This window comes from Paraburkholderia franconis, from assembly GCF_009362735.1.
Classification (GTDB): Bacteria; Pseudomonadota; Gammaproteobacteria; order Burkholderiales; family Burkholderiaceae; genus Paraburkholderia; species Paraburkholderia franconis.
In genome coordinates, this window is record NZ_WHNP01000024.1 from 47,152 (window position 1) to 67,135 (window position 19,984).

Genomic DNA, 19,984 nt, shown 5'->3' on the forward strand with positions numbered 1-19,984 from the left:
CGAAGCAATTAGAGGAAGAAATGACTGACCATTCCGCTACGCGGTCCATGTTCGATCCGGCGCTCGTGCGCCCGGCGATCGTGGACTCATTCAAGAAACTCAAGCCGCACACGCAGTTCCGTAACCCGGTGATGTTCTGCGTGTACGTCGGCAGCATCCTGACGACGATCCTCTGGATCGCCGCGCTGACGGGCCAGGCCGAAGCGCCCGCGGGCTTCATTCTCGCGGTGTCGTTGTGGCTGTGGTTCACGGTGCTGTTCGCGAACTTCGCCGAAGCGCTCGCCGAAGGGCGCTCGAAAGCGCAGGCCGCCTCGCTGCGCAGCGCGAAGAAAGACGTGATGGCGAAGAAGCTCAACGAGCCGCATCCGAAGTCGCCGATCCGCATCATGACGGCGTCCGATCTGCGCCGCGGCGATGTCGTGCTCGTCGAGACGGGCGACACGATTCCCGCTGACGGCGAAGTGATCGAAGGCGTCGCGTCCGTCGACGAATCGGCGATCACGGGCGAATCCGCGCCCGTGATCCGCGAGTCGGGCGGCGACTTCTCCTCGGTGACGGGCGGCACGCGCGTGCTGTCCGACTGGATCGTCGTGCGCGTGACGGCCAATCCCGGCGAAGCGTTTCTCGACCGCATGATCGCGATGGTCGAAGGCGCGAAGCGTCAGAAGACGCCGAACGAAATCGCGCTGACCATTCTGCTCGTCGCGCTGACCATCGTTCTCTTGCTCGCGACCGCAACGCTCTTGCCGTTCTCGATGTTCTCTGTCGAAGCGGCTCATTTGGCAAATTCGGCTGGGCATGTGGTGACGATCACGGCGCTTGTCGCGCTGCTCGTGTGCCTGATTCCGACGACGATCGGCGGCCTGTTGTCCGCGATCGGCGTCGCGGGCATGAGCCGCATGATGCAGGCGAACGTGATCGCGACGTCGGGCCGTGCCGTGGAAGCTGCCGGCGACGTCGACGTGCTGCTGCTCGACAAGACGGGCACGATTACGCTCGGCAACCGCCAGGCGTCGGCCTTCATACCCGCGTCGGGCGTGACGGAAGAGGCGCTCGCCGATGCCGCGCAACTGTCGTCGCTCTCCGATGAAACGCCGGAAGGCCGCAGCATCGTCGTGCTCGCGAAACAGCGCTTCAATATCCGCCAGCGCGACATGGCGATGCTGCATCCCGTCTTTCTTGCGTTCAGCGCGCAGACGCGCATGAGCGGTGTCGATCTTCCTGGCCGCGAAATCCGCAAGGGCGCAGCCGATGCCGTGAAGCATTACGTCGAAGCGCACGGCGGCCGCTTCCCGGTCGATGTGTCGACTGCGGTGACGGAGGTCGCGCGGCGCGGGAGCACGCCACTCGTGGTTGCCGAAAAGCTGGCAGAGAAGGGCGAAGGCGCGGCGCGCGTGCTCGGCGTGATCGAGCTGAAGGACGTCGTGAAGGGCGGCATCAAGGAACGCTTCGCCGAACTGCGCAAGATGGGCATCAAGACCGTGATGGTGACGGGCGACAACCGGCTGACGGCCGCTGCGATCGCAGCGGAAGCGGGCGTCGACGATTTCCTCGCGGAAGCGACGCCGGAGACCAAGCTCGCGACGATCCGCGCGCATCAGGGTGAAGGCCGGCTCGTCGCGATGACGGGCGACGGCACCAACGATGCCCCCGCGCTCGCGCAGGCCGATGTGGCCGTCGCGATGAACACGGGCACGCAGGCCGCGAAGGAAGCGGGCAACATGGTCGATCTCGATTCGAATCCGACGAAGCTGATCGAGATCGTCGAGATCGGCAAGCAGATGCTGATGACGCGCGGCTCGCTGACGACGTTCTCCATTGCGAACGATGTCGCGAAGTACTTCGCGATCATCCCCGCCGCATTCGCGACGACGTACCCGGCGCTGAACGCGCTGAACGTGATGCATCTGGCGACGCCCACGTCCGCGATCATGTCCGCTGTGATCTTCAACGCGCTGATCATCGTGCTGCTGATTCCGCTCGCGCTCAAAGGCGTGAAGTACCGGCCGCTCGGCGCGGCGATCCTGTTGCGTCGCAATCTGCTGGTCTACGGTCTGGGCGGCATCATCGTGCCGTTCTTCGGGATCAAGCTGATCGACATGGTGCTCGCCGCGTTCGGCTGGGTCTGATGCGCGCGACGACAGACAGATAAAGGAAGCTGAATCATGAAATCGCTTTTTCGTCCGATGCTCGTGATCTTCGCCGTGTTGACGGCGCTCACGGGTCTCGCGTATCCCGCCGTGATGACGGCGTTCGGCCAGGCCGTCTTTCACGACAAGGCCAACGGCAGCCTGATCGAGCACGACGGCAAGGTGGTCGGCTCGCGGCTGATCGGCCAGCAGTTCGACGCGCCGCAGTACTTCTGGGGGCGCCTGTCGGCGACGACGCCGATGCCGTACAACGCGCAAGGTTCGAGCGGCTCGAACCTCGGCCCGATCAACCCGGCGCTCGCCGATGAAGTCAAAGGGCGTCTGGATGCGTTGAAGGCGGCGGGCCACATGCCCGCCGGCATGGCTGTTCCCGTCGATCTGGTGACGTCGTCGGGCAGCGGCCTCGATCCGGAGATTTCGCCTGCGGCGGCCGCATATCAGGTCGAGCGCGTGGCGGCCGCGCGCAAGATGAACGCGAACGATGTTGCCGCGCTTGTTGACCGCTATACGCGTGGTCGGCAGTTTGGTCTGTTCGGCGAGGCGCGGGTCAATGTGCTGGAGTTGAATCTCGTGCTTGATGAGGTGCAGCACGGTTGATTTGATGTCTGCGACGTTGTTGGTTTTTTTGTGTCTGCGACGGCATTTTTCTTTGGTTTGTTTCGCGTGCCGCGGGCATCCGCGATTGCGCCTCGCGGCGCGGGCGTTGCCCCTGTGCGGGGCGGCACCTACTTTTCTTTGCCGCCGCAAAGAAAAGTAGGCAAAAGAAAGCGGGCTAACACCGCCAGTCCTTGACCTTTACCCACGGGCCCTCAACGTCCCCGTGCTTCACACCGCAATGTGCTCGCTGATGTCGTTGCCAACGCGCTACTTGAACGCCTCACCCGCGTCGCGCACATGTGTCACAGCTAAGGGCATCGAACGTTTCAGCGCCGCATGTCGGTAGTGAATGAGGTTGCGGTATCGTACGGGACACCGCCCGCACTTGTAGCCGCATCGCGTAGCGAAGGTGTCCTGTGCGGTGCGAATGCCTACATACAGTTTGCCGCAAAGGGGCCGGGGATATTCGATGTCGCGAGCCGTAATTCGGATGCAGATGCAGGTGAGGCGCTTAGTAGTGCGTTGGCAACGAACATGGGCCAATACGCTGCCGTGTGAACAATGGGGACGTTGAGGGCCCGTGGGTAAAGGTCAAGGACTGGCGGTGTTAGCCCGCTTTCTTTTGCCTACTTTTCTTTGCGGCGGCAAAGAAAAGTAGGTGCCGCCCCGCACAGGGGCAACGCCCGCGCCGCGAGGCGCAATCGCGGATGCCCGCGGCACGCGAAACAAACCAAAGAAAAATGCCGTCGCAGACACAAAAAAACCAACAGCGTCGCAGACAAAAAACATGCCACCATACCCGCACGGAAGTGCCTGACAAAGGAAGTGCCTGAAAAACCATCATGCCCCGCCCCGACCCCGACGAACTCCTCGACAAACTCCAGCGCGAAGAAGAAAAACGCCAGCGCGGCAAGCTGAAGATTTTCTTCGGCGCGTCGGCGGGCGTCGGCAAGACGTATGCAATGCTGCTGGCCGCGCGCCGCCGCAAGGAAGAGGGCATCGATGTCGTCGTCGGCATCGCGGAGACGCATGGCCGCGGCGAAACAGCGGCGCTGCTCGAAGGCCTCGACGTGCTGCCACTTGCGCGCATCGAATATCGCAACAGGCTGCTAGCCGAGTTCGATCTCGATGCCGCACTCGAACGCAAGCCGCAACTGATCCTCGTCGACGAACTCGCGCACTCGAACGTTCAGGGCGCGCGTCACGCGAAGCGCTGGCAGGACGTGTACGAACTGCTCGACGCGGGCATCGACGTCTATACGACGGTCAACGTCCAGCACCTTGAAAGCCTCAACGACGTGGTCGGCCAGATCACCGGCATCCGCGTGTGGGAGACGGTGCCCGACCGCGTGTTCGATCGCGCGGACGAAGTGACGCTCGTCGACTTGCCCGCCGAAGAACTGCTCGACCGCATGCGCGACGGCAAGGTCTACATGCCGCTGCAGGCCGAGCACGCGGTGCGCAATTTCTTTCGCAAGGGCAATCTGATCGCGCTGCGCGAACTGGCGCTGCGGCGCACGGCGGATCGCGTCGATGCGCAGATGCGCGAGTATCGCGCGGACCGTTCGATCCAGCGCATCTGGCAGGCGCGCGAACGCCTTCTGGTGTGCGTCGGTCCCGGCCCCGAAGCGCCGCTGCTGGTGCGCGCGGCGGCGCGTCTCGCGGCGAGCCTGAAGGCCGACTGGATCGCCGTCTATGTCGAGACGCCGAAGCTGCAGCGCCTCTCTGATGCGCACCGCAAGCGCACGCTCGACGCGCTCAAGCTCGCCGCCGAACTCGGCGCGGAAACGGCGACGCTCGCGGGCGCCGACGCCGTCTCGACGCTGATCGGCTATGCGCGCGTTCGTAACGTATCGAAGCTGGTCGCGGGCGGCTCGGCGGCGATGGGCTTCACGCGCTGGTTGCGCCGGCCGTTCGGCGAGCGCCTCGCGGAACGCGCGAGCGATCTCGACCTCACGCTGATCCGCGCGAGCAGCGACGGAACGAGACCGGCGCAAGGAGCCACGCAGGGCCCGACGCGCGACCGCCGCGCGGACGAAGAAGTGCGCGCGTGGCGCGAAGCGTTGAGCGTTGCGCGCGACCGCCGCTCGCCGCCGCGCAGCTACGCATGGGCGCTCGCGATCTGCGCGGGCGTGACGCTGATCGCGAGCCAGCTGATCGATCGCATCGATCTCGCAAACCTCGTGATGCTGTATCTGCTCGGCGTGATCTTCACGGCAGTGAAGCTCGGCCGTGGACCGGGCGTGATGCTGTCGTTTCTCTCCGTCGCGGCGTTCGATTTCTTCTTCGTGCCGCCGCGCATGTCGTTCTCCGTCAGCGACACGCAATATCTGCTGACGTTCTTCGGCATGCTGCTGACCTCGCTCGTGATCGGCCATCTGACATCGACGTTGAGGCGCGAAGCGAGCGTCGCGCGCCGCCGCGAGCAGCGCACGAGCGCGATGTACGCAATGGCGCGCGAACTGGCGGCCGCGCTGACGACGGAGCAGATCGTCGGCATCGGCAGCCGGCACGTGAGCGAAGTGTTCCGCGCGCGTGTCGCCGTGCTCTTGCCCGATAGCGCCGACCAGGTGAAGCAGAAGATCGACGATCCCGACGTGAGCATCATGCTCGATGCCGCTTCGCTCGACGTCGACGTGGGCCAGTGGGTCTACGACCAGCAGAAGCCGGCGGGCCACGGCACCGATACGCTGCCTGCCGCGAAGGCGCTCTATCTGCCGCTGCGCGCGCCGATGCGCACGCGCGGCGTGCTCGCCGTCGCGACGCAGGACGAGCGCGAGCTCGACGTGCCCGAGCAGCAGCGCATGCTCGACGCGTTCGCCGCGCAGATCGCGCTGGCGCTGGAGCGCGTGCATTACGTCGATATCGCGCGCGATGCGCTCGTCAGCATGGAGTCGGAGCGGCTTCGCAACTCGCTGCTCTCGGCGATTTCGCACGATCTGCGCACGCCGCTCACGGCCATCGTCGGCTTTTCATCGATGCTTGCCGCGCAGCGCGCCGACCAGGACGATGCTCAAGGCGAACTCGTCGACGCGATCCACGAAGAAGCGCTGCGCATGACGGGCATCGTCACGAACCTGCTCGACATGGCGCGTCTGCAGGCGGGCAGCCTGAAGCTGAACCGGCAATGGTCGCTGCTCGAAGAGACGGTCGGCTCGGCGCTGCGCGACTGCAAGCGCACGCTCGCGCGGCATCCGGTTCAGGTCGCGCTGCCCGCCGATCTGCCGCTGCTGCAGATCGACGCCGTGCTGATGGAGCGCCTCTTCGCGAATCTGTTCGAGAACGCGGCGAAGTATGTGCCGCCCGATACGCCGCTCGTGATCGGCGCGCAGCGCATCGACGAGAACGGCAAGCCGTTCGTGCGCGTAACCGTCGACGATAGGGGCCCCGGTCTGCCGCCCGGCATGGAAACGCGCATCTTCGAGAAATTCACGCGCGGCGAGAAGGAATCGGCGAAGCCTGGCATCGGCCTGGGGCTCGCGATCTGCCGCGCGATCGCGGAGGCGCATGGAGGTAGAATCGGCGCGGTCAATCGCGTCGCCGCCGAGGGGCGCGTCGAGGGCGCGCGCTTCTGGTTCACGCTGCCAGTGGAGACGCCGCCGCCTGGGCCCGACGATGCGGCATCGGCGTTGCCCGATGCAGCCGACGCCACCGATGCCACCGATGCCACCGATGCCTCCGACGCCGCCGATGCCGGGCCCGAAGCAATGCCAGCGTCCGACACGCGCAAAGCGACGGAATCGGCGGAACCGCATAATCGACAGCAAGCCGACACGCATCCGCATACCCATCCATGAGTGACCTGAGCATCACCGTCGTACTGATCGAGGACGAGCAGCAGATCCGCCGCTTCGTGCGCGCGTCGCTGGAAGGCGAGGGCATCGTCGTGCACGACGCGCCGACGGGCAAGCAGGGGCTGATCGAAGCAGCCACGCGCAAGCCCGATCTCGTGATCGTCGATCTCGGCCTGCCCGATACCGACGGCCTCGACGTGATCCGCGAACTGCGCGGCTGGAGCGAGTTGCCCGTGATCGTGCTGTCCGCGCGCATCCAGGAAAGCGAGAAGGTGGCGGCGCTCGACGCGGGCGCCGACGACTATCTGACCAAGCCGTTCGGCGTCTCCGAACTGCTCGCGCGGATTCGCGCGCATCTGCGCCGGCGCAACCAGGGCGGCGCGAACGAAACGCCGCAGGTGCATTTCGGCGGCGTGATCGTCGATCTCGCGCTGCGCCAGGTCTCGCGCGACGGCGAGACCGTGCATCTGACGCCGCTCGAATACCGGCTGCTCGCGACGCTCGTGCGCCACGCGGGCCGCGTGCTCACGCACCGGCAACTGCTGCGCGACGTGTGGGGGCCGTCGCATGTCGAAAGCCATCACTATCTGCGCATCTACATGGCGCATCTGCGGCAGAAGCTCGAACGCGATCCCGCGCAGCCCGAGCACATCGTGACTGAAACGGGCGTCGGCTACCGGCTCGTCGGCGTCGTCTGAAACGGCTGCGTCGCTATATCCGTCGGCGTATGGCAAACGGTGAAATGCCGCCTGTCTTGATATAATTGCGCGCGGCAAGGACGACCTTGCTGCATCCGCTTTCAACGGGGACGGCCCCACTCATACTGGGGGTTCGTCTCGTGTCCTGGATTCTTCTCTTTATCGCCGGTCTGCTGGAAGTCGCGTGGGCGGCCGGTCTCAAGTCATCCGAAGGTTTCACCCGTTTCTGGCCGTCCGTGTTCACCGTCGTGACGGCGCTCGGCAGCTTCGCGCTGCTCGCGATGGCCATGCGCCAGTTGCCGCTCGGCACCGCCTACGCCGTCTGGACGGGCATCGGCGCCGTCGGCGCATTCATTTTCGGCATCGTGATGATGGGCGAGGCCGTCACAGCCGCGCGCGTCGGCAGCGCGGTGCTGATCGTCGTCGGGCTGATCGGACTCAAGCTCTCCTCGGGCCACTGAGCGCGTCGGCCGATCACCGGCCCGTTGCCGGACCGTCGTCCACCCGGCGTCGGCACACCCGTTCAAAAAAGTGCCGCAAACATGCCACAAACGCTCGCGAAGCCCATGCGGCCGTCGAATTGACGTGGCTATAATGAGACGGAATCATCCTGAAATTGCTCCGCGCGGCCTTGATGCGCGGATCCGGCGGCTTCGGCACGGCGGAGCCCCCTAGGCTTCCTGGTCCCGAGCGCAGGCTGCCGGAACTGACGGCACGCGACGCGCGCCTCGGAGGCGGCCATGCTTGAACCTCTTTCGCTTGCGGCGGGCCTGTCGTGGGGCAGCGGCTTGCGTCTGTACCTGACCGTGCTGATCGCGGGCGTCTTCGGACGCACCGGCATCATCCATCTGCCCGATACGCTGTCCGTGCTGCAGTCGCCGTGGGTGATCGGCGCCGCGGCGATATTGACCCTCGCCGAATTTCTCGCCGACAAGATTCCCGCGTTCGATTCTCTGTGGGACGCGATCCATACGTTCATCCGCATTCCGGCGGGCGCCGTGCTGGCCGTCGGCGCGCTCGGCCACGCCGATCCGTCGCTGATGACGATCGCGGCACTGGCGGGCGGCACGCTCGCGGGCGCGTCGCATCTGACGAAGGCGGGCACGCGCGCGCTGATCAACCTGTCGCCGGAGCCGGTGTCGAATGTCGTCACGTCGGCGGCCGAGGACGGGCTCGTGTTCGGCGGCCTGTTGCTCGCGCTGTTCGTCCCCGTGCTGTTCCTCGTGCTGCTCGTGGGCTTTCTGGTGCTCGCGAGCTGGGCGCTGCCGCGTCTGTGGCGCGGCGTGCAGGGCGGCTTTCGCGGCATGGCGACGCACATGGTGTCGCGACTCGCGAGGAGCCGACACGATTGAGCGAAGCCGAACGCGTCACCACTCAGGTTCCCCCCGAGCTTCCGCCTGAACGCCCAAAGCCGCGTGCGAGCGCGCACCGGCTGTCGCTGGGTCATCTGCTGCATCAGTCGGTGCGCATGACGGCGCGCGACTGGCGCGCCGGCGAGCTGACGATGCTGCTGTTCGCGCTGGTGCTGGCCGTCGCGGCGCTGTCGAGCGTCGGTTTTCTCGCGGACCGTCTGCATCAAGGTCTCGAACGCGACGCACGGCGCATGATCGCCGCCGATTTCGTCGTGCGCGCCGATCATCCCGTCGATGCGCAATTCGCGCAGCAGGCCAGGACGCTCGGCCTTGAAACGGCGACGACGGCGATCTTTCCCAGCATGGTCAACTCGACGGCCGCGCAGCCCGTTTCGCGGCTCGCGGCGGTGAAGGCGGTGTCGCCCGGCTATCCGCTGCGCGGCGCGTTGCGGATCGCGCTCGCGCCCGGCGCGCCCGACCGCGAAGTGCGCGGCATTCCGCCGCCCGGCGACGTGTGGGTCGATCAGCAACTGCTCGACGCGCTAAAGGTGCATATCGGCGACAAGGTCAAGGTGGGCGGGCGAGACTTCACGATCGGCGCGCTGATCACGCGCGAACTGGACCGCGGCTTCGCGTTCGTCAATTTTTCGCCGCGCCTGATGATGCGCGCCGACGATCTCGCATCGACGGGACTGCTCGGCTACGGCAGCCGCGTCACGTACCGGCTGCTGGTGGCGGGCGGCGACAAGCCCGTTGCGTCGTTTGCGACGTGGGCGCATGAGCGCGTCGACAACGGCAAGATGCGCGGCGTCGCGCTCGAGTCGCTGAAGGACGGTCAGCCGCAGGTGCGCGAGACGCTCGATCGCGCGAGCCACTTTCTCACGCTCGTGTCGCTGCTGACGGCGCTGCTCGCCGCCGTCGCGATTGCGATGGCCGCGCATCGTTATATGCGGCGGCATCTCGACAGCTGCGCGGCGATGCGCTGCCTCGGCGCGAGCCAGCGGACCTTGCGCGCGCTGTTCGTGTTCGAATTCGCCGGGCTCGGTTTGCTCGGCGGCATGGCGGGCGTCGTGCTCGGCTTCGGCGGGCATCTCGCGCTCTTCTGGTGGCTCGGCAGCCTGATCGACGTGACGCTGCCGTATCCGACCATCTGGCCCGCGCTCGAAGGCATCGCGGCCGGTCTCGTGCTGCTGATCGGCTTTGCGCTGCCGCCGCTGTTGCCGCTTACGCATGTGCCGCCCGTGCGCGTGCTGCGCCGCGAGTGGGGCGAAGAAGGGCGCACCGCGTGGGCCGCGTACGCGCTCGGCATCGCGCTGTTCGCGGGCCTGTTGATTCTCGCGGCGGGCGAGCTGAAGCTCGGCGGCATCGTTGCGGGCGGCTTCGCGGGCGGGCTCCTGGTGTTCGCGCTGATCGCGCGCGTCGCGTTGTGGGGCCTGTCGCGCATCGTGCGCAGTGAGCGCTTTCATATCGGCATCGGCTGGCGCTATGCGCTCGCATCGCTGGAGCGGCGCGCGAACGCGAGCGCGCTGCAGATCACGGCGCTCGCGATCGGCCTGATGTGCCTGCTGCTGATCGCGATGACGCGCAACGACCTGATCGAAGGCTGGCATCGCTCGACGCCGCCCGACGCGCCGAACGAGTTCATCATCGACATCCAGCCCGACCAGCGCGATGCCGTTACGCAGTATCTGGGCGCGCACGGCTTTGCAGGCATCGAACTGGCGCCGATGGTGCGCGGCCGGTTGGTCGCGATCGACAACAAGCCCGTCAACCCGAACGACTACAAGAGCGAGGACGCGCGCCGCCTGGTGGATCGCGAGTTCAACCTGTCGTACACGACGCAGTTGCCCGACGACAACCGGATCGTGTCGGGCGAGTGGTACGGCAATGCGGCGAAACCGCAGATCTCGATCGAGCAGGGACTCGCGAAGCTGCTCAACGTGAAGGTCGGCGACGCGATGCGCTTCGACGTGACGGGCCTGCAAATCGAGGCGCCCGTGACGAGCGTGCGCAAGCTCGACTGGGGTTCGTTCAAGGTCAACTTTTTCGTGGTGATGCCGCCCGCCGCGTTGAAGGACTATCCCGCGACGTTCATCACGAGCTTCCATGTGCCGCCCGAGCAGCACAGGGTAATCGACGGGCTGATCGGCCAGTATCCGAATCTCACCGCGATCGATACGGCGCCGATCCTCGCGCAGGTGCAGCGCGTGATCGGCCAGGTGATCGGCGCGGTGCAGTTCCTGTTCGCGTTCACGCTGATCGCTGGTGTGCTCGTGCTGTACGCGGCGCTGGCGGGTACGCGCGACGAGCGTATGCGAGAATCGGCGCTGCTGCGCGCGCTCGGCGCATCGCACCGGCAGGTGCGCGCGGTGCAGATCGCGGAGTTCGTCGTGGTCGGCGCGCTGTCGGGCCTGATGGCTGCGCTCGGCTCGCAGCTGATCGGTTTCATTCTCGCGACGCGTGTGTTCGATTTCACGATCGAATTCAATCCGTGGCTGCTGCCGACGGGCATCGCGGCGGGCGTCACGTGCGCGGCCGTTGGCGGCTGGATCAGCTTGCGTCACGTGCTGATGCGGCCTGCGCTGCAATCGCTGCGCGACGCGTGAGATCGCGCGCCCTTTGATGCATCGGCGCGAACGCGCGATGCCTTTGTGTTCCTCTTGAATGTGTAGTTGCCCGTATGACTGATCCGATTGACGAAGCACCGTCGAAGCCGACGGCCTTCGAACTCGTGGGCGGCGAGGCGCGCGTGCGCGAACTCGTCGACCGTTTCTACGACCTGATGGACCTCGAAGCCGATTTCGCGGGCATTCGCAAGCTGCATCCGCCGACGCTCGACGGCTCGCGCGACAAGCTGTTCTGGTTCCTCTGCGGCTGGCTCGGCGGCCCCGATCACTACATCGGACGCTTCGGCCATCCGCGTCTGCGCGCGCGGCATCTGCCCTTTCAGATCGCATCGAGCGAGCGCGACCAGTGGCTGCGCTGCATGGCGTGGGCGATGGAAGACGTCGGCCTGCCCGAGCCGCTGCGCGAGCGTCTTCTGCATTCGTTCTTCGATACGGCCGACTGGATGCGCAATCATCCGGGCTGAGGTGTCACACTTCGTCAAAGCGTCGCGTCGAAACGCCCGGTACAGTTCCGCCGCGCGCGCTTCGATGTGGACGCGGCGGACATGTGCGATCCCGGCATAATGTCCAGCACGAACCAAGAATCAGGAGACACTCGATGAAGACGCGCGCGCTCTTTCGCGACGACGCCTATCTGACCCACTGCGACGCGTCCATTACCGCGATTGACGAACAGGGCATCCATCTCGACCAGACCGTGTTCTATCCGCTCGGCGGCGGCCAGGCGGGCGACGCGGGCGTACTGACGCTCGCCGACGGCACGCGCATCGAGATCGCCGACACGCGCAAGGCGGCATTCGAAGGCGCGACGCCCGACGATGCCGTCCACGTTCCCGCGCCCGGCCAGGAAGCGCTGCTCACGCAGCTTGCCGTCGGACAGCGGGTGACGGCGCAGATCGACTGGGAGCGCCGCTATCGGCACATGCGCCTGCACACGGCGAGTCACCTGATGTGCGCAGTGTTGCCGTATCCCGTCGACGGTTGCAGCATCACGTCCGCCTACGCGCGCCTCGACTTCGCGACGGTCGAGCCGATCGAACGCGAGCAGGTCGAGGCGCGGCTCGCTGAGCTGGTGGGCGGCGCGCACGACGTCGCGACGCAATGGATCACCGACGACGAAATGGCCGCGCGCCCCGAACTCGTGCGCACGATGAGCGTGAAGCCGCCGATGGGGTTGGGGCGCGTGCGGCTGCTGCGCATCGACGGCGTCGATCTGCAGCCGTGCGGCGGCACGCATGTGCGCAATACGCAGGAGATCGGCGCGCTGCGTGTCGCGAAGCTGGAAAAGAAGAGCGCGCGCACGCGGCGGCTGGTGCTGGAGTTCGCGTGAGCCCGCGCTTCGACGCGGCCGCCTGGTCGACACGAGGCGACTACGCGTCGCTCGATGCGCGTGCGCGCGAGGTGCTCGACTGCTGGTTCGGCGCACCCGGTTCGGACGAATACGGCACCGACCGCAAGTGCTGGTTCAAGCGCAGCGACGCGTTCGACGCGATGCTGCGCGAGCGCTTCGGCGCGCTGATCGAAGCGGCGCTCGCGCATGAACTCGACGCGTGGCTCAATACGCCGCTCGGCTCGCTCGCGCTCGTGATCGTGCTCGATCAGTTCACGCGCAACTGTCATCGGCATACGGCGCACATGTATGACGGCGATGCGCAGGCGGTCGGCATCGCGCGCCGGATGGTCGAAGAGGGCAGCGACCTGTTGCTGCCGACCGTCTATCACCGCGCATTCGCGACTATCCCGTTCGAGCACGACGAAACACTGGAAGGCCAGCGCGAAGGTGTGCGCCTCTACGCGCTGCTCGAAACGCAAGGGCTGGACCCGTCGTATGCGCGCTCGGCCGTGCGGCATGCGAAGATCGTCGAACGTTTCGGGCGTTTTCCGCATCGCAATGCGCTGCTCGGCCGTCCTTCCACCGATGAGGAAATCGCGTTCCTGCGCGAGCCGGGGTCGTCGTTCTAGAAGCGAGCGGCGTCCTGCTTCGAGTTGCACGGCACTTCACGGCGAAGCATCGCGCAATCCGCAACGATGGAACGCGCGAAGAGACAACCGGAGAATCAGCGGCCCGCGCTCACATCGAGCAGTGCGCCGTTCACATACGATGCCGCGTCGCTCAACAGCCAGACGATCGCCTCGGCGACTTCTTCAGCCGTGCCCGGACGGCCCAGCGGCGTTTGCGCACCGAGCACGGCGGCGCGGTCGGGGCGCCCGCCGCTCGCGTGGATGTCGGTGTCGATCAGGCCCGGGCGCACGGCGTTCACGCGCACGCCTTGCGGGCCGAGTTCCTTCGCGAGGCCGATCGTCATCGTATCGACGGCGCCTTTCGAGCCCGCGTAATCGACGTATTCGTTCGGCGACCCGAGCCGCGATGCCGCCGACGACACGTTGACGATCGCGCCGCCATGTCCGCCGCGATCCTTCGCCATGCGCCGCGCCGCTTCGCGCGCGCACAGATACGCACCGTACACGTTGACGTCGAACATGCGCTTCAGGCGCACGGCGTCCATGTCGGCGAGCGGCATCGAAGGCGCGACGATGCCCGCGTTGTTCACGAGCGCATCGATGCGGCCGTACGCGCTCTCGAGCGCATCGAACATCGCGACGACTTGCGCTTCGTCGGCGACGTCGCCCGCGATCACGCGTGCGTGCCCGCCCGCGCGTCCGACTTCGGCGGCGGCTTCTTTCGCGGCGGCTTCGTTGGCCGCGTAGTTGATGCCGACCGACCAGCCGTGCGCGCCGAGCAGACGCGCCGTCGCGCGGCCGATGCCGCGGCTCGCACCCGTGATCAGAACCACTTTCATCGTGTGTGCCTCATCTGTGCCTGATGTGTGCCGCCAGCGACCAAACTCCCGCTCACCATAGCGAGCGCGCCGCGCGTCACACGCGTTCGCGCCGGTCCGCCCACTTGTCGCGCGCGGGCGGCTGATAGCGCTGCAGCTTGGCGATCAGCGCGGCGGGGTCGTTGTCGATCTGCAGGATGTCGAAGTACGTCTGACGCATGAAGCCTTCCTGCACGGTGTGCCCGAGCAGCGAAATCAGCGGATCGTAGAAGCCGTCGATGTTCAGCACGGCCACGGCCTTCTGGTGATAGCCGAGCTGCGCCCACGTGTAGACCTCGAACAGCTCTTCGAGCGTGCCCGCGCCGCCCGGCAGCGCGACGAACGCATCCGACAGGTCGGCCATCATCTTCTTGCGCTGATGCATGTCGGGCACGACGTGCAGTTCCGACAGGCCGTCGTGACCGACTTCCTTGTTGACCAGCAATTCGGGAATCACGCCGATTGCGCGGCCGCCCGCGGCCATCACTTCATCGGCGATCACGCCCATCAGGCCGACCTTGCCGCCGCCGTAGACGAGCGACAGGTTCGCGTCGACGAGCGCGCGGCCGAACGCCTTCGCTGCGTCGCGATACAGCGGTTTGGCTCCGTCCGACGAGCCGCAATACACACAGACTGCCTTCATCTTCAACTTTCCTTTGATTCGTTGCGAGGTTCGCGCGGCGGCAGATAGTCGTAGAACTCGCGCTGCGGATGCTTGCCCGACACCAGATCGTCGAACAGCTCGCGCGAGCGGCCGCGCAGATACGGCGCCATCAGCGAAACAATCTGCACGCTCACCTGATGCAGCTCGGCGCGAATCGCCTCCTGCTCGTTGTACTTGCGCGGGTTCATCACGAACTGATACGACAGCCAGTACGTCGCGATCACGCCGATGTTGGTCGCGATCACCTTGATCTCGTCGGGCGTCGCGACCATTTCGCCGTCGGCGACGAGCTGCTCGCAGAACTGGCTCGCAAAACGCACCTTGTGGCTGATGATCTGCTTGAAGTGCGTTTCCAGCGTGCGGTTGCGCGCGAGCAGATCGTTCAGGTCGCGATACAGGAAGCGGTAGCGCCACGTGAAATCGACCATGTACTGCAGATACGACCACATTTCGTCGATGGTCGCGCGATGGTCTTCCGGAAAACGCAGACGCTTTTCGATCTCCTGCTCGAACTGGCTGAAGATGCTGTTGATGATGTCGTCCTTGTTGCGGAAGTGGTAGTACAGGTTGCCTGGACTGATTTCCATTTCCTCGGCGATCGTCGTCGTCGTGACGTTCGGCTCGCCGATCTCGTTGAAGAGCTTCAACGACAGTTCGAGAATCCGTTCGCGCGTGCGGCGGGGAGGTTTGGCTTCCATATCGTCCGGCCCTGGTTATCGGGCGGCCTCGATGCCTCGTGCTACGGCATGCTCCTGCGCCCGGTCTGGTTGGCTGTTTTTGAGACTATCGAACGATTATAAACCGACCGTTCTATCCCCAGAACGCGCGCTTCTGTATGGCGCGGATGCGGCGGCGATGATGGACTCGTAAAGACTCGGGACGTGCGTGCGCCGGCTAGCGCCCGTATCCGAACCACCCGCCGACCCAGTGGACGACGAGCGGTCCGACGATCAGCGCCCAGGTCATCACGCACATGAAGAGCGCGACCATCACGGCCGCGCTGCCGAGATCCTTCGCGCGCCGCGACAGTTCGTGGCGCTCGAGCGAGATGCGGTCGATGGCCGCTTCGACGCTCGAATTGAGCAGCTCGACGATCAGCACGAGGAACACGGAGCCAAGCAGCAGCACGCGCGACACAGGCTCGACGGGCACGACGATACCGCACGGCACGAGAATCGCCGCGAGCGTCAGTTCCTGGCGAAACGCGCTTTCCTCGCGGATCGCGACACGAAAGCCCGCGAACGAGTTCTTCATCGCGTGCCATGCGCGCGTGACGCCGCGATTGCCTTTGTACGGGTTGAACGGCAGCGGCGCGAGGGGATCGTCGGGGCCGAGCGGCTCGTGCGGATCATGCGCCTCGGCGCGGGTGTCGCCGTGGACGTCTGCACCGGCTTCGGCTTCGATGTCGGTCTCGATCAGCGTGTCGTCCTCGGAAGGCGCGGAATCGCGCGATATCGACTTGCGCGTCGTGGATGTCATGGGAGATGGCTTGCGTGCTGGACCAGGTTGAGTGCGTCCAGCATAGCGCGACTGCGGCGCGCCGTCGTCATGCCGTTCGTGCACATCGCCGAAAGGTTCGCCGTCCGGCTCGACGGCCGGACCGGCGTCGGACGCGATGGCTTCGGCGTCGCGCAGCGATTCCTGCGGGGCGCGCAATGCGTTCGATTGTCTCGTTTGCATGGGCGTGGCGGGAAGTAAGGGCGCTCGCGCGTCGGGCAGTGTGCTTCGGATACGCGCTTCGGATACACCTTACGCGGCGGCGTTTTCCTCGCTGTAGGCGGCGCGCGGCAACGGTTTCAGATGCGCGGCGAACTGTTCGGAGGCGGCCGTCCACGAGAAGCGCTCGGCCCATTCGCGCGCGCGGCTGCGCTCGATCTTCAGCGCTTCGAGACACGCTTCGCGCAGATCTTCGTGCATCGCGCCCGCGCCGCCGTCGCCGAGCACGTCGATGGGGCCCGTCACGGGATACGCGGCGACGGGCGTGCCGCACGCGAGCGCTTCGAGCAGCACGAGACCGAACGTGTCAGTGCGGCTCGGGAACACGAATACGTCGGCGGCCGCATAGACCTTCGCGAGTTCGGCTTGCGTCAGCACGCCGAGATAGTTGACGGCCGGATAGCGCGACTTGAGTTCGGCGAGTGCCGGGCCTTCGCCCGCGACCCATTTCGAGCCGGGCAGATCGAGCTTCAGAAATGCTTCGACGTTCTTCTCGACGGCGACGCGTCCCACGTACAAAAAGATCGGCCGCGCGGTGTTCAGCACCTTCGAGTCCATCATATGAAAGATGTCGAGATCGACGCCGCGCGTCCACAGCACCACGTTCGTGAAGCCGTATTTTTCGAGGTCCGCCTTCACGACGGGCGTCGGCGCCATCACGGACAGCGACGGCTTGTGGAACCAGTGCAGGAAGCGATACGTCCACGCGAGCGGAATGCCGAAACGCGCCTCCACGTACTCGGGAAAGCGCGTGTGATACGCGGTCGTGAACGGCAGCTTGTGCTCGATCGCATAAGCGCGCGCGGCGAGTCCGAGCGGGCCTTCCGTCGCGATGTGCAACGCGTCCGGCTGGAATGCGTCGATGCGCTCGCGCAGATGGCGCTTCGGCAGCAGCGACAGGCGGATCTCGGGGTACGTCGGGCACGGAATCGTCTTGAACTCGAGCGGCGTCAGCAGATCGACCTTGTGGCCGATCTCTGTCAATTCGCGCGTGGTGTTCTTCAGCGTGCGGACGACGCCGTTGACCTGCGGCTCCCACGCATCGGTGACGATCATGATCTTCATGCGGTTGGCCCTCTCGTAGTGGTGGTTGTGTGCGGTCATGCCGTCGCGCGGGCCTTCGACGCGGTCGCTTGCGGAGAGCGGATCACCGTCCAGTAGATCACTTTCAGTTCGCCCTCGTACGTCTCGACAAGCGCCGACAGGCTCTCGACCCAGTCGCCGTCGTTGCAGTACAGCACGCCGTCGATCTCGCGGATCTCGGCCTTGTGGATGTGCCCGCAGACGACGCCGTCGCAGCCGCGGCGGCGCGCTTCGTCGGTCATCACGCGCTCGAACGACGAGATGAAGTTGACGGCGTTCTTCACCTGATGCTTCAGGTACTGCGACAACGACCAGTACTGGAAGCCGAGCTTGCTGCGGATGCGGTTGAACCAGCGGTTCAGCACGAGGATCAGCGTATAGAGCGTGTCACCGAGATACGCGAGCCACTTCGCGTGCTGGATCACGCCGTCGAACAGATCGCCGTGCACGATCCACAGCCGCTTGCCCGTGAGCGTCGTGTGAAACGCTTCGCCGCGCACGTGGATGTCGCCGAATGCGAGGTCGCAGAACTGGCGCGCCGCTTCGTCGTGATTGCCGGGGATGTAGACCACCTGCGTGCCCTTGCGCGCCTTGCGCAGCACCTTCTGCACGACGTCGTTGTGCGCCTGCGGCCAGTACCAGCCCTTCTTCAGTTGCCAGCCGTCGATGATGTCGCCGACGAGGTACAGATACTCCGATTCGTTGTGCCGCAGGAAATCGAGCAGATACGTCGCCTGGCATCCGCCCGAGCCGAGGTGAATGTCGGAGAGCCAAATCGTGCGATAGCGATGCGAGTTCTCGTGATCGTCATCGTGATGGCTTTCGGAGGGCGAAGGCGGTATCGGCGGATGCGGAATCGTCGGCAGGGTTGCGGAGGGGGAGCGGGGCCCGAAAGCGACGGGATCGACGCTCGGGCCAGTCTGGCGGAAGAGGGAAGTCGCGGACGTGTTGTTGTCCATGGCTCACGCGTCGAGTTGCAGTACCCGCATTCCGCCATCGCCGCATGACGAAGCCGTGACATTCACGAGAAGTTCTTATTACGTATCGCGATGTGTCGGCTGGGTGCAACGCAACAAGCCATGCAGGAAGGCTGCGGATGCGCGATCGCGCCTCGGGAAAGCCCTGGCCGCCTGTGTCTTGTGCTGATGTAATCGATTGCATATTCTCTGAAACGTTTCAATCTCTGCGCACGACCAGAACACAAGATCAACGGTTCGACGAACCGGACATCGATCAAGGGGCTGACGAAACATGGGCGTATCCGAGCGGCTTTTGCCGACACTGCGCGACGTGGCCAATGCCGCCGAGGTCTCGGTAGGCACGGCGTCGAAAGTGTTGTCGGGCGTGCCGGGCGTCAGCGAAGCGCGCGCGCAGCGCGTGTGGGACGCGGCGCGCCGGCTCGGCTATCGCCGCAACGGCATCGCCGCCGACTTGCGGCGCGGCAGGCCCAGTTCGATCGGCTTCGTGCTGCCCGATCTCACCAATCAGTTCTTCGTCGACATTGCGCGCGCGCTGGAAAACCGCGCGCTCGAGCACGGCTACCGCCTGATCATGGCGCACGCGGACGAAGACCCCGAGCGCGAAATGGAGCGCATCCGCTTCGTGATGTCGCGCCAGGTGGCGGGCATGATCATCATTCCGTGCCGCGGCTATGAGCACGCGATCGAAGAAGTGCGCGAGTGCAATGTGCCGCTCGTGATGGCCGACCGCGTCGACGATTCCTTTCCCGCCGATACCGTGACGACGGACAGCCACGCGGCGTCGTTCGACGGCACCGAGCATCTGATCGGGCTCGGCCACAAGCGCATCGCGTTTCTCGTCAACACGCTCGAGCTCGTGAACTCGCGCGAGCGTGCGGACGGCTATATCGACGCGATGAAGCGCGCGGGACTCGACGCTCATATACGCGTCGTCGAATGCGGAATGACGGCGGCGGAGATTCATGCATCGACGCTCGAAGTGCTGTCGAATGCCGTGCGCCCTACGGCGCTCTTCGCGGGCGGCAACGTGACGACGCTGGGCGCGTTGCGCGCGATCCGCGACGCCGATCTGCGCCTGCCCGAGGACATCTCGCTGCTGTCGTTCGACGACGCGCCGTGGATGTCGGTGCTGCGTCCGTATCTAAGTTCGATCCGTCAGCCGGTGGAGGCGATCGGCCATGCGATCTGGCAGCTGATGCTCAAGCTGCTGAACGGCGAGCGCAATGCGCCCGTGCATCTGAGCTTCAAGGCCGAACTGCTGGTGCGCGAGAGCACGGCGCCCGTGCCCGTCGAGCAGTCGGAATTCGAGGAGACCCGAAGCAATTAAAACGTTTCAATCTCGGTAGGGCAGACCGAAACAGTAACAGCAGCAGTAACAGCAGCAGAGCAGCGGAGCAGGAGAAGGAGACGCACAAACCGCGCATCACGTAATGCGCAATGACAGCAACTTCCTTGCATGGGACGGGAGCAAGGCGCGAAAGCGCCAAACTCCGGATCGACAGGA

Annotated in this window: 17 protein-coding genes; 11 read left to right on the plus strand and 6 right to left on the minus strand. The window is 65.5% G+C overall.

Translation table 11 applies throughout. The annotated features are described in order from the left end of the window. Positions 1–20 precede the first annotated feature (20 nt). The 10 genes from kdpB (at position 21) to GCT13_RS24220 (ending at position 13,180) form a co-directional block, all read left to right on the plus strand. Positions 21–2,129: a potassium-transporting ATPase subunit KdpB gene (kdpB, locus tag GCT13_RS24175; protein WP_152762378.1), complete on the plus strand. Its 2,109-nt coding sequence runs from the start codon at positions 21–23 to the stop codon at positions 2,127–2,129. 36 nt (positions 2,130–2,165) lie between these two features. Then, a complete protein-coding gene (gene kdpC / locus GCT13_RS24180; RefSeq protein ID WP_152762380.1) occupies positions 2,166–2,747 on the plus strand; it encodes a potassium-transporting ATPase subunit KdpC in 582 nt (193 codons plus the stop codon). 842 nt (positions 2,748–3,589) lie between these two features. Further along, positions 3,590–6,544: a DUF4118 domain-containing protein gene (locus tag GCT13_RS24185; protein WP_152762382.1), complete on the plus strand. Its 2,955-nt coding sequence runs from the start codon at positions 3,590–3,592 to the stop codon at positions 6,542–6,544. Further along, positions 6,541–7,239, plus strand: a complete 699-nt coding sequence (kdpE, locus tag GCT13_RS24190; protein WP_152762384.1) for a two-component system response regulator KdpE — start codon at positions 6,541–6,543, stop codon at positions 7,237–7,239. The genes GCT13_RS24185 and kdpE overlap by 4 nt, the downstream gene beginning before the upstream one ends. A 140-nt stretch (positions 7,240–7,379) precedes the next feature. Further along, the gene (sugE, locus tag GCT13_RS24195; RefSeq protein ID WP_321574582.1) at positions 7,380–7,700 is read left to right on the plus strand and encodes a quaternary ammonium compound efflux SMR transporter SugE; all 321 of its coding nucleotides are present in this window, start codon (positions 7,380–7,382) and stop codon (positions 7,698–7,700) included. Between the two features lie 279 nt (positions 7,701–7,979). After that, positions 7,980–8,591 (plus strand): DUF4126 domain-containing protein, encoded by a 612-nt coding sequence (locus tag GCT13_RS24200; RefSeq protein WP_152762386.1) that lies wholly within the window; start codon positions 7,980–7,982, stop codon positions 8,589–8,591. Between the two features lie 116 nt (positions 8,592–8,707). Beyond that, positions 8,708–11,197, plus strand: coding sequence for an ABC transporter permease (locus tag GCT13_RS24205; protein WP_152762506.1), 2,490 nt, complete (start codon positions 8,708–8,710; stop codon positions 11,195–11,197). A gap of 74 nt (positions 11,198–11,271) precedes the next feature. Continuing rightward, positions 11,272–11,682: a group II truncated hemoglobin gene (locus tag GCT13_RS24210; RefSeq protein ID WP_152762388.1), complete on the plus strand. Its 411-nt coding sequence runs from the start codon at positions 11,272–11,274 to the stop codon at positions 11,680–11,682. Positions 11,683–11,816: 134 nt separating this feature from the next. After that, complete coding sequence (locus GCT13_RS24215) at positions 11,817–12,548, plus strand: alanyl-tRNA editing protein (protein WP_152762390.1); 732 nt, start codon at positions 11,817–11,819, stop codon at positions 12,546–12,548. Next, positions 12,545–13,180 carry a DUF924 family protein gene (locus GCT13_RS24220; RefSeq protein WP_321574583.1) on the plus strand — a complete coding sequence of 212 codons (636 nt, stop codon included), beginning with the start codon at positions 12,545–12,547 and terminating at the stop codon, positions 13,178–13,180. Before GCT13_RS24215 ends, GCT13_RS24220 begins: the two co-directional genes overlap by 4 nt. Positions 13,181–13,275: 95 nt before the next feature. On the opposite strand, the gene GCT13_RS24225 is transcribed toward GCT13_RS24220, so the two are convergent. The 6 genes from GCT13_RS24225 to GCT13_RS24250 form a co-directional block, all read right to left on the minus strand. Next, positions 13,276–14,019, minus strand: coding sequence for an SDR family oxidoreductase (locus GCT13_RS24225; protein WP_152762392.1), 744 nt, complete (start codon positions 14,017–14,019; stop codon positions 13,276–13,278). A gap of 76 nt (positions 14,020–14,095) precedes the next feature. After that, positions 14,096–14,680, minus strand: a complete 585-nt coding sequence (locus GCT13_RS24230) for an LOG family protein (protein ID WP_152762394.1) — start codon at positions 14,678–14,680, stop codon at positions 14,096–14,098. A gap of 2 nt (positions 14,681–14,682) precedes the next feature. Beyond that, positions 14,683–15,399 (minus strand): TetR/AcrR family transcriptional regulator, encoded by a 717-nt coding sequence (locus GCT13_RS24235; protein ID WP_087733310.1) that lies wholly within the window; start codon positions 15,397–15,399, stop codon positions 14,683–14,685. Between the two features lie 196 nt (positions 15,400–15,595). Further along, positions 15,596–16,180: a diacylglycerol kinase gene (locus GCT13_RS24240; protein WP_407670844.1), complete on the minus strand. Its 585-nt coding sequence runs from the start codon at positions 16,178–16,180 to the stop codon at positions 15,596–15,598. A gap of 270 nt (positions 16,181–16,450) precedes the next feature. After that, entirely contained in the window at positions 16,451–17,482 is a 1,032-nt protein-coding gene (locus tag GCT13_RS24245; RefSeq protein WP_152762508.1) for a glycosyltransferase family 4 protein, read from the minus strand. A gap of 35 nt (positions 17,483–17,517) precedes the next feature. Beyond that, positions 17,518–18,459, minus strand: coding sequence for a UDP-2,3-diacylglucosamine diphosphatase (locus GCT13_RS24250; protein WP_152762398.1), 942 nt, complete (start codon positions 18,457–18,459; stop codon positions 17,518–17,520). Positions 18,460–18,751: 292 nt separating this feature from the next. On the opposite strand from GCT13_RS24250, the gene GCT13_RS24255 reads away from it, so the two are divergent. Continuing rightward, a complete protein-coding gene (locus GCT13_RS24255; RefSeq protein WP_152762400.1) occupies positions 18,752–19,807 on the plus strand; it encodes a LacI family DNA-binding transcriptional regulator in 1,056 nt (351 codons plus the stop codon). Positions 19,808–19,984 lie beyond the last annotated feature (177 nt).